The organism is uncultured Aquabacterium sp. (assembly GCF_913773725.1).
Classification (GTDB): domain Bacteria; phylum Pseudomonadota; class Gammaproteobacteria; order Burkholderiales; family Burkholderiaceae_C; genus Aquabacterium.
The window spans coordinates 1-9,564 of record NZ_CAJYGK010000024.1 but is presented as its reverse complement, the minus strand read 5'-3'; the positions used below and the strand labels follow the sequence as shown (position 1 = coordinate 9,564).

The following is a 9,564-nucleotide window of genomic DNA, read 5'->3' as shown; positions in this document are numbered from 1 at the left end:
CAGGCGCCATCTCGCGCACCACAGGCTCGGCGACCAGGTGAAACTCCTTGACGCCCTGATTCATCCGCCACGGCAGTGTCCAGCCGTTAAGTGTGACCACCGGGTTGTAGGGCCGCCCCGAGTTGGGCACCAGCGGCGCCATGGTGTTCGGGCTGGTCTGGATCACCGGCTCGGGCAATGCCGCCATGGCCACACGGCTGACCGAGCTCGCCGCAACAGCGCCACCTGCGATGCCGGCAAACTTAAAAAAATCTCGTCTGGATGTCATGATGATGTTCTTTGCTTCAATGGCCGGCGTCGCCGCCGCCGGGTGAACTGGATGCGACGGACAGGCTGGTGCTCGTGGGGCGTCCGATCACGGACGCCTGCATGGCGGCGTCGGCCAGCCAGAACTGCTGCTGTGCGTCGATGGCAGCGGAGACGGCGCTGACCTGATCGCGCGCATCGGCCAGCAGCTCGAAAACGCTGATCAGCATGCCGTTGTAGCGAAGCTGGTTTTCCTCCGAGATCACCTTGCGCAGCGGCACGACTTCATCGCGGTGGTGACGGGCCACGTCGTAGGCCGTGCGGTAGGCCGAGTAGCTTTCCCGCAGGCTGGAGCCTGCTGCGCGCACGGTGGCTTCGAGCTGGTTGGCTGCGGCCAAGGTCCGTGCGTTCATCGCATCACGCTGTATCCCGCCCCAATCGAAGATCGGAAGGCGTACGGCGATTTCCCAGCCGCGCGCAGTAGAACGAGTGCCCTCAGCGTTGTCAAAGGTCGTGTTGCGACGCCCAGTGAGTTCGATATCGGTGAAGCTGGTCACCAGGTTCAGACCCTGGGCCTTGGCCGCGCTATCCAACGAGGCCTGCGCCAGCCGAATGTCCAGGCGCGCTCTGGAGGCCTGCGTGGCAACAGCCTGCGGCTGCAGCGGCTCTTTGGGAAGGTCGGGGAGTCGCTCGGGCAGGCGAAGCGCTTGCGCCTGGGCCTCATCGAGCCCAAGCAGGCGCACGAGTTCTTCCCGGCTGGCCGTCGCCTGGTGCCCTGCGGTGCTGAGCCGGGTGGCGGCGTCAGCGTAGAAGGCCTGCTCGCGAGCACGTGTGATCCGGTTGAAGTTGCCAACGCCTTGCATGCGCTTGGCCAACTCGGCTCCGGCCTCCGCGCTTTCATAGACCTGCTTGGCATACTTGAGTGCTTGCTGGGCGGCCACGGCCCGCACCCATGCCTGACGTACCTGGGTGACCTGATCCACCACGTCGCTGCTCAAGCGCAACTGCGACTGCTCGATGCGCCGGGTCGCCACGTTGTACCGGGCTGGAAGCGTCAGCACGTCCAGCAGGCCGAATGCCAAGGCACGGCCCAGCTCCAGTTCGTCGCCCGCGACCATGCGCTCAAAGCTGAAGATCGGGTTGGCGATCCGGCCTCCTTGGGCCGCGTCGGCCGACTCCGCCCAACCCTGCGCCAGCAGAGCTTGCAAGGAGGGGCTGTTCACCAAGGCCAACTGAACGGCCTCTTTCTGTCCCACGGGCTGAGCGAGCAGGGCCTGAGCGGCTTGCGCGCGCTGGTCGCGGTCGTCCTGACTGCGTGCGAGCGAGAGCTTGCCTTCGGTGAACGCGCTGGCTTCGTCGTTCACGCGGCTGATGTTCTGATCCAAGCTGACGCTGGCGCATCCGGTCAGAACGGCGAAGCCAAGGCCGGACAGGGCCAATCTGGCATGAGTGGTACCCAATCCCATCATTGCTTGCCTCCACCGTGATGGCTCGAATGCGGATCACTGACGGGAGCAGCATCCTGGGATGGCGACGACGGCGCCTGCGTCTTGGCTTCCTTGGCGTAGGTGCGCCAACCCCCGATCTGCCCGACGCGATCATTGGCTGTTCGCCAGGACTGCACTGGCTGCTCCACGTAGCCTTGGTAAGCCTGGATTGGCGATGAGTACTGCAGCGTCGTCAGCAGTGTGGGCTGCGACGCTGCCTCCGGCGGTGAGGCTTGAGCGAAAGACGCCCCCGCGAACAGCGCCAAAACCCAGGGCAGGGACGCCCTGAAAGACGGCGAAAGATTAGAAGTGACCATGGTTTCCTCTGCAAGAATCTTTGATCTCACGATGTGAAGATTCTGGAGAGGGAACCCTGTCACCCAGATGTTCCGGACATTACATTGTTGTTATCTTCATGTCAGGACGCTTTGAGTTCGGCACACTCTCGTTCAATGCTGTGAACGGAGAGCGAACGTGAAGATATTGGTTGTTGAAGACGAGCCCAAGACGGGGGAGTACCTCCGGCAGGGATTGACCGAAGCGGGATACGTTTCGGACCTTGTGCCTAACGGCGCAGACGGGCTGCATCTGGCTTTGCAAGGTGAGTACGACCTGGTGATCCTGGACGTCATGCTGCCGGGGTTGAATGGCTGGCAGGTCTTGCAGTCCCTGCGCGACCGTGGCCTTGAGATGCCCGTCCTGTTCCTGACCGCCCGCGACCAAGTGGAGGATCGGGTCAAAGGGCTGGAGCTTGGGGCGGATGATTACCTTGTCAAGCCCTTCTCGTTCGCGGAGCTGCTGGCCAGGGTTCGGATCATTCTGCGGCGCGGTCATGCCGGCAACGAGGGCACCATGCTCAAGGTGGCCGATTTGGAGCTGGATCTGTTGCGTCGCCGTGTCTCCCGCAACGGCAAGCGTGTTGACTTGACAGCCAAGGAGTTTGGCTTGCTGGAGCTGCTGATGCGCCGCCATGGTGAAGTGCTGCCACGCTCCCTGATCGCCTCGCAGGTCTGGGACATGAACTTTGACAGCGACACCAATGTCATCGAAGTGGCGATGCGCCGCTTGCGCGTGAAGATAGATGAGGGGCATGCCGTCAAGCTCATCCAGACCGTGCGGGGCATGGGCTACGTGCTGGACGTACCAGAGGAGGAATAAAGGTGCAGCGACAACAGCGCCTGGGCAGGCTTTCGTTGACCCGCCGTTTAACCCTGTTTTTTACAGTGGTGGCGGCTATCGTCGTGCTCGGGCTGGGATTGTTGTTCCTGGCAGAGACTCAGCGTCATTTTGTCGTGCTCGATCAGATGGCTTTAGAGGACAAGAGGCAGTTGATCGAGGAAATTCTGGGTAATGCCAATTCTGTGAACGACGCGCGCGCCCGCTTGAGCGACGCTTTGGGATACCACCATGATCTCTATGTCTTGGTAAAAGATGCTCATCAGGAGACCGTTTTTCAGTCCTCACATTCCGAGCTTGGTGTGCAGCGTAGTAAAGCCATCCACACCGATGCGAAGGGGACATTTGGGGTGTGGCGCAACCACGATGCCGAGTTTCACACGCTGAGCTTCCAGTCGCTTTCGGGCTACTCTGCATCGGCGCTGCAGGTATTGATCGCGACAGATACCAAACACCACACCGAGTTCCTGGATGGTCTGCGTAGCAGCTTGGCCTTGTATGTCGCCGCAGCCATCGTTGTATGCGGCTTACTGTCCTGGCTGGCTGCGCGCCAGGGGTTGGCACCGCTGCGCGAGATGAAGTCACGCGCCGCAGTGGTGACAAGCCATAGGCTGTCCGAGCGCATGCCAGTAGGGGCTGTGCCGGTAGAAATGGCAGACCTTGCGCAGGAACTCAATCGCATGTTCGATCGGCTGCAGGATGACTTTCAGCGGCTGACAGACTTCTCATCCGATCTGGCTCATGAATTGCGCACGCCCATCAGCAATCTTCTGACCCAAACGCAAGTGGCGCTGGCGACCAAGCGCGACGCCGCGACGTATCGTGACACCCTGGCCTCCAACGCCGAGGAGTTTCAGCGGCTGGCTCGCATGGTGTCCGACATGCTGTTCCTGGCGAAGACTGAGCGCGGCGTCGATCTGCCGCACAAGGAGGTGTTCTCCGCGCGCAAGGAAGCCCAGGCATTGCTGGACTTCTACGAGGCGGTAGCGGAGGAGAAAGCCATCCAACTACAGCTACACGGCGATGGCCAAATTGATGGCGATCGCTTGATGTTCCGCCGCGCGCTGAGCAACCTGCTCTCCAACGCTTTGCGCTACACCCCGAATGCAGGCGCAATCACAATCGGCATTTCGAGCACTGGCCACGCTACCTCAGTAGCGGTGGAGAACACGGGGCAAGATATTGATCCCAAAGTCCTGCCCCGCTTGTTTGATCGCTTCTATCGCGCCGACCCCTCGCGTGCCCATCCTGACTCCGATGGAAGCGGCTTGGGCTTGGCCATCACGCGTGCCATTGCAGAGGCCCACGGCGGCAGCGTCGACGCAGCCTCATCCCGAGGACATACGTGCTTCACGCTGTGGTTTCCCCATCGCAACGCCCATCCACAATCCTGAGGTGCCAAGGGTGATCGGATCGGGCGAGGGCGATGCATAGCGCGGCTTGGCCCAATCATTCCACTGTGTCATGCGCCTTCATTGCTGGAGTATCCAACTCGGCGTTGTGTCTTGTCCTAGAGGCCGCTTCAACACCTGGTCGCTGAGCCTGATCTCGCCTTCCGAATCTTCGGAGCGGTGGCGCTATCACGCTCGGGAAAGCTGACAGAAATCTCACCGTGCTGTCCCGCTTCTGTTGGGTAGCGGTCTCTACGATGAACACATCTCCTCATCGCCTACCAAGCGGACGGGAGATGCAAGTTCATCGACTTTTACAAGGACTCCTATCATGACTCAACGTAGCCACTCCATCTCTTCCATGATTGCAGCCGTAGCCGCGGCTGCCGCCCTGGGGTTGCCGGGAATGGCCTCGGCTGAATACTTGCATCCGACTAGCGACGAAGTCGGCGTGGTCGTTCACGCGGACCACTTCAAGAGCGAGAAAACCCGTGCGCAGGTCCGAGCCGAGGCCGAGGCTGCGGTACAGCAGGGACTCCTCAATTTCGGCGAGGGCAGCTACCCGCCTCCGGTGCCCAGTGCCGGACCGGGCAAGACGCGCGAAGAAGTGGTTCGCGAGCTGCTGAGCGAGACGCCGGCGGAGCGGAACGCACGCATGCAGCTCTACAGTGGAGGCTGATTGTCGGTTAGGGCGAACGGCGGAGAGCCGAAGAGCATCCAACCTCGTACAAGATGAAGCCGCCGCGCAGCGCCGCGGCGGCTTCATCTTGTACGAGATGCTCGATGAGAAGCCCAGCGTCTGCTCCGCTTGGAGTGGGCCCTCGATGGGAGGCCAGAAACTGACACTTGACATTGCCACGATGGCAAGGTCTAGAGTCAGCAGCACCTAACCACTGACGGAGAGAACCAATGCTTGCATTCGAAGTGAACGATATGACCTGCGGCCATTGCGCCAGCACCATCACCAAGGCGGTCAAGACCATCGACCCAGGTGCAGATGTCCAGGTCGACCTGGGCCGCCATTTGGTGAGCGTGGCAACCGATGCGAACGCGGGCATCGTCCAGAAGGCGATTGCCGACGCTGGGTATTCGCCCGCTCAGGTGAACGCGCCGGCTGCTGCGCCGGCATCCGCTGTCAAGCGAGGGGGCTGCTGCGGCTCCTGCCACTGATTGCGGGGCAAGAGCCTGCACGCTCACGTGAGCCTGTCTGGGCGGACTACTATGGTCTGGCCGACCGTTCCTTCGGCGCAAGGCCCACCGTTGACCCGCGTGTCCCCGTTTGAAAGAGCGCGGGTGGAGCTTGAACTGATGGCCGTGGCATTTCAGTCGATGTCGTCGACCAAGGTGGTGCAGCCGCGTGGATGTCTCTGAGCGCTCGGGCACGGAACAGCTCGGGCTGTACTACTTCGGTTGACGGCACGCATGCAGAGCCCCGTCCGCGTGGCCAAAATCAGGTGCTTGATGTGCGAGTGGCCCAGGGCTCGTGTGCCAACGTCGCCCGGCTTGCTCGGTGAACACGCCTTGGATGGGCCATTTACTGCGAGCGGGAAGTCCTATGACGAGCCGGTGGTCCAAGGGCTTTCGGCGGGAGCATGCCGTTTCGGTGTGTTCGCTGCTTGCAGAGCCTGTCTCTTTGGGGACGCCGCATTAACGCAATGTAATCATGGCGCAATCGCTTGGAAAGCGACAAGCTCCTACAGTGATGACGCGACGCAAGTTGCCGTCGTTTCACAAAGGAGCTGATCATGAAGTCTTATATCGTCCTCGCCACTCTGTTGGGCGCGCTTTCCGCACCGGCATTCGCCGGTGATGCCGCAGTCCAGGCTGCCAAGGAGATGATTCCGTTGGCCGATGGAGGAACGCTCTACATCTTCAAAGACGGCCTCATGGCGCAGGAAGACCGTTTTGGCCGCGCGACATATCAGAAGATCGGTACGTCCGTGGTTGCGAAGGACGGCCGGAACATCGCCATCACCAGCAATGAAGTTGCACGCCTCTACTCTTTGCTTCGGAAGGGGCATCGCGGCTGACTCAGCGGCACTCGGCTGAGCTTGTGTCGCAGCCTTACAGTTCTACATATGGGCTGTGAGGCCACTGGCGTTGCACGCCGCGAGCATCCCGGCTGGTCACTGGGGTGAGAGGTCCGGTGGGCCCTGAAGACAAACACGTTTGTGGTGCCCGTACGAATGTTGCAGAGGGGGCAACAGAGGGCGCCGTCACAGACGCGCTGGACTCGTTTCTTGCTCATCGCTGTCTGGTGATCGCAGCAGGCCGCAGGCGCGCAAGGAGACAAGCGCGGCGTCGCGTGCTCGCACGGTGCGAGTGCCTCGACTCATTGCTTCTGCTCCTTGGAGGCTGCGGCACCTTCCTTACCCTGACGCGCGGCATGATCGTGTCCGCCGTGGCCGTGACCACGGTGCATGAACAGGTGCATCAGCGGACAAGCCGCCAGCAGCAGGAAGGGGAGATAGCCGGCAACATGTGCCGTGTGCTCCTTGAGCAGGAAATACGCGGCGACAGCGGCGATGATGAGGAACGCCACGCCGTAGCGCGATCGCCAGAACCGGGGACGATCGCTGGGGGTCTGTGTGTGCTGATGCTGCATGGCATATCTCCACGGAAAAGGGTTGATGGATGGTCAGCGATGCGACTGATAGACCGTGCTACTACCGTTTTTCCCGATCAGCAGCACGTCGTAGGCGTCCTTGCGTCCACCATAGGCCGGACCATCCATGCCGGGCGAACCGACCGGCATGCCGGGCGCCGCGAGGCCGATGGCCTGCGGGGCTTCGCGCAGCAAGCGTTGAATGTCCGAGGCAGGCACATGACCCTCGATGGCATAGCCGCCGATCTGCGCCGTGTGGCACGAACCGTACTTCTGCGGGATGCCCAGCCGCGTGCGCGCTGCCGTGTTCCCGGTGTCAAGAACCTGCACATCGAAGCCTGCGCCTTGCAGGTGTGAGACCCAGTCCTTGCAGCAACCGCAGCTCGGGTCCTTCCACACCTTGGCGATCGGTCGGCTCTGCGCCAGGCTCGGTCCTGCGAGTGCCATCACCAACAAGCCAGCGATCAATGCTTGGCGTCTCGGCACTTTGCCCTGGCTTCTGTCGTAGTGCATGTTCATAGATTGCCTCTCATCAGATGATCAAACCCACAAGGTTCTAGAACCAGAATCGCACGCCAGCCACCCAGCGCGTCTGCTGCGCGCGGCCACCTTCGGCGCGCACATAGTCCGCGGTGCGTCCGAAGCTGCCCGCCCGTTCCACGCCGATGTAGGGGGCGAACTGGCGACTGAATTCATAGCGCAGGCGCAAGCCAGCAGACGCTTCGGCCAAGCCCTTGCCGATACCGCGTTCCGGGTCGTCCTTGCCATAGAACTGCAATTCGGCACGAGGCTCCAGAATCAGTCGCTGGGTCAGCAGCAGCTCGTAGCTTCCTTCGACACGCAGCGCCGTACGTCCGCCACTTCCCACGTAGCCCGTCGCCTCCAGCTCGAACCAGTAGGGGGCGAGGCCCTGGATGCCGAAAGCCAACCATTGACGGCTCGGGCCTTCTCCGTTATCCACCCGAACGCCGAGCTGGGTGTCCCAGTACGGTGCGACGGCGTGCCCCCAGAGAAGCTCGGTACGCGATTCTTCGAGCTTTCCTTTGGCGATATCGCCTTCGGCCTTCACGACGGCCTTGTTGTAGGTCGTCCCATACCACGCCTGGAGGTCGTAGGCCGTGGAATCGTCCCCTTTGCGCGTGAAGCGGCGTTCCAGGGTTTCGCCGCGCAACGAAAAGAACCTGTGTTCGTCGGCCAGCATCAGCCGCGGCACACCGGGTACGGCGTAGTCGCCCGATCCCAATGTCAGGCCATTGGAGTAGCCATGCGGATCGCGGGCGTCAGGAGGCGCCGACCCGCCCTGCATCTGCATGTTGCCGTGATCCATGGCCGGGGCCGCGGTCGAGCCGCTCGCCGACGTCGCGTGACCCGCGTGCGGGTCGGCGGCAGGAGCCACGGTCTGAGTGGATGGCGCGGCCGTTTGAGCGTCGGCCTGGCCGTGCGCTGCATGGTCGTTCTGTGCTTGTGCCTGGGCGGCGACGCTTACCAGGGCCAGAAGCGTCGTGGCCAGTGCGCGAGTGGGGAGTGCTTTGGACATTCTTGGTCTTCCTTGTGCGCTGGGTTCAAGACACCACGACTTCGCGGAACATGCCGGCATCCATGTGGAACATCAGGTGGCAGTGCCACGCCCAGCGGCCGAGCGCGTCGGCTGTCACCAGGAAGCTGATGCGTTGTGCCGGCTGCACCGGCAGGGTGTGGCGGCGCGCAAGGAAGCGACCGTCGGGGCTTTCCAGCTCGCTCCACATGCCGTGCAGGTGCATGGGATGGGTCATCATGGTGTCGTTGTGCAGAATGACCCGCAGCCGCTCGCCGTGTTTGAAGTGCACCGGCGTGGACTTTCCGAACTCCAGCCCGTCCAGGGACCATGCGTAGCGTTCCATGTTGCCCGTGAGGTGCAGTTCGACCTCCCGGCCAGGGCCTCTCTTGTCCAGCGGCCCCGACGGGGTATGCAGATCCGCGAGGGTCAACACGCGCCGACCGTTGTTGCGCAGTCCGATGCCGGGGTCATCGAGGTTGGTGCGCGCCATGTCAACGCGCATGTCCGTGCTGGCACCATACTCGGTGCGAGCGTGGCGAGCAGTAGTGCTGGGCACGGCCAGTCCCCCCGCAGCCGCGGCGTGTTGGCTGTGATCCATCGCCATGCCACCGTGGTTCATGGCGCCGTGATTCATGCCAGCCATCGCCCCATGATCCATCCCGGTCATCCCGGTCATCCCGGTCATGCCCGTCATCTCCATGGCTTGGCCGGACCCGCCGTGGTCCATGCCCCCCATCATGCTGCCCATCATGTCGTTCATGGTCAGCCATTCGACCGGATCGAGGGCAGGCACGGGAGCTTGAAGACCTTCACGCACGGCCAGCGTGGCCCGCGCGTAGCCTGTCCGGTCCATCGCCTGGGCGAAGATCGTGTAAGCGTCATCCCGTGGCTGGACGATCACATCGACGGTTTCGCCCGGACCGAATCGGAACTCATCGACCGTCACCGGCTCCACGTCAACACCATCGACGTGCACCACCGTGAGTTTCAGTCCGGGAATGCGTACGTCGTAGAAGGTGTTGCCCGCACCGTTGACCATGCGCAGCCGCACGCGCTCACCCGGTCGGAACAGCGCCGTCCAATTGCCGGCGGGGGTGACGCCGTTGGCCAGATAGGTCAGCG

11 protein-coding genes are annotated in these 9,564 nt (G+C 62.4%); 5 read left to right on the top strand and 6 right to left on the bottom strand.

Going from position 1 to position 9,564, the window contains the following annotated elements; all coding sequences use genetic code 11:
- Positions 1-268 (bottom strand): twin-arginine translocation signal domain-containing protein (locus QZ709_RS02755; protein WP_294635822.1); only part of this gene is annotated, 268 nt, incomplete at its 3' end.
- Positions 269-284: 16 nt separating this feature from the next.
- A complete protein-coding gene (locus tag QZ709_RS02750; protein WP_294635821.1) occupies positions 285-1,715 on the bottom strand; it encodes a TolC family protein in 1,431 nt (476 codons plus the stop codon).
- Between the two features lie 492 nt (positions 1,716-2,207).
- Here QZ709_RS02750 and QZ709_RS02745 point away from each other — a divergent pair, with 492 nt between their 5' ends.
- The 5 genes from QZ709_RS02745 (at position 2,208) to QZ709_RS02725 (ending at position 6,330) form a co-directional block, all read left to right on the top strand.
- Entirely contained in the window at positions 2,208-2,891 is a 684-nt protein-coding gene (locus QZ709_RS02745) for a heavy metal response regulator transcription factor (protein ID WP_038213848.1), read from the top strand.
- 2 nt (positions 2,892-2,893) lie between these two features.
- A complete protein-coding gene (locus tag QZ709_RS02740; protein ID WP_294635820.1) occupies positions 2,894-4,303 on the top strand; it encodes a heavy metal sensor histidine kinase in 1,410 nt (469 codons plus the stop codon).
- A 328-nt stretch (positions 4,304-4,631) separates the two neighbouring features.
- Positions 4,632-4,979, top strand: a complete 348-nt coding sequence (locus QZ709_RS02735; protein WP_038215041.1) for a DUF4148 domain-containing protein — start codon at positions 4,632-4,634, stop codon at positions 4,977-4,979.
- 230 nt (positions 4,980-5,209) lie between these two features.
- A complete protein-coding gene (locus tag QZ709_RS02730) occupies positions 5,210-5,470 on the top strand; it encodes a heavy-metal-associated domain-containing protein (RefSeq protein ID WP_043387409.1) in 261 nt (86 codons plus the stop codon).
- A gap of 575 nt (positions 5,471-6,045) precedes the next feature.
- Positions 6,046-6,330 carry a CopK family periplasmic copper-binding protein gene (locus QZ709_RS02725; RefSeq protein WP_038215044.1) on the top strand — a complete coding sequence of 95 codons (285 nt, stop codon included), beginning with the start codon at positions 6,046-6,048 and terminating at the stop codon, positions 6,328-6,330.
- A 302-nt stretch (positions 6,331-6,632) separates the two neighbouring features.
- Here the strand turns inward: QZ709_RS02725 and QZ709_RS02720 are convergent, their stop codons facing one another.
- The 4 genes from QZ709_RS02720 to QZ709_RS02705 all read right to left on the bottom strand — a co-directional run.
- Positions 6,633-6,905 (bottom strand): DUF2933 domain-containing protein, encoded by a 273-nt coding sequence (locus QZ709_RS02720; RefSeq protein WP_003097518.1) that lies wholly within the window; start codon positions 6,903-6,905, stop codon positions 6,633-6,635.
- 33 nt (positions 6,906-6,938) lie between these two features.
- Entirely contained in the window at positions 6,939-7,424 is a 486-nt protein-coding gene (locus QZ709_RS02715) for a DUF411 domain-containing protein (RefSeq protein ID WP_003090303.1), read from the bottom strand.
- Positions 7,425-7,461: 37 nt separating this feature from the next.
- The gene (locus tag QZ709_RS02710) at positions 7,462-8,442 is read right to left on the bottom strand and encodes a copper resistance protein B (protein WP_005408883.1); all 981 of its coding nucleotides are present in this window, start codon (positions 8,440-8,442) and stop codon (positions 7,462-7,464) included.
- Between the two features lie 25 nt (positions 8,443-8,467).
- On the bottom strand, positions 8,468-9,564 hold a 1,097-nt coding region (locus QZ709_RS02705), incomplete at its 5' end, for a copper resistance system multicopper oxidase (RefSeq protein ID WP_294635819.1).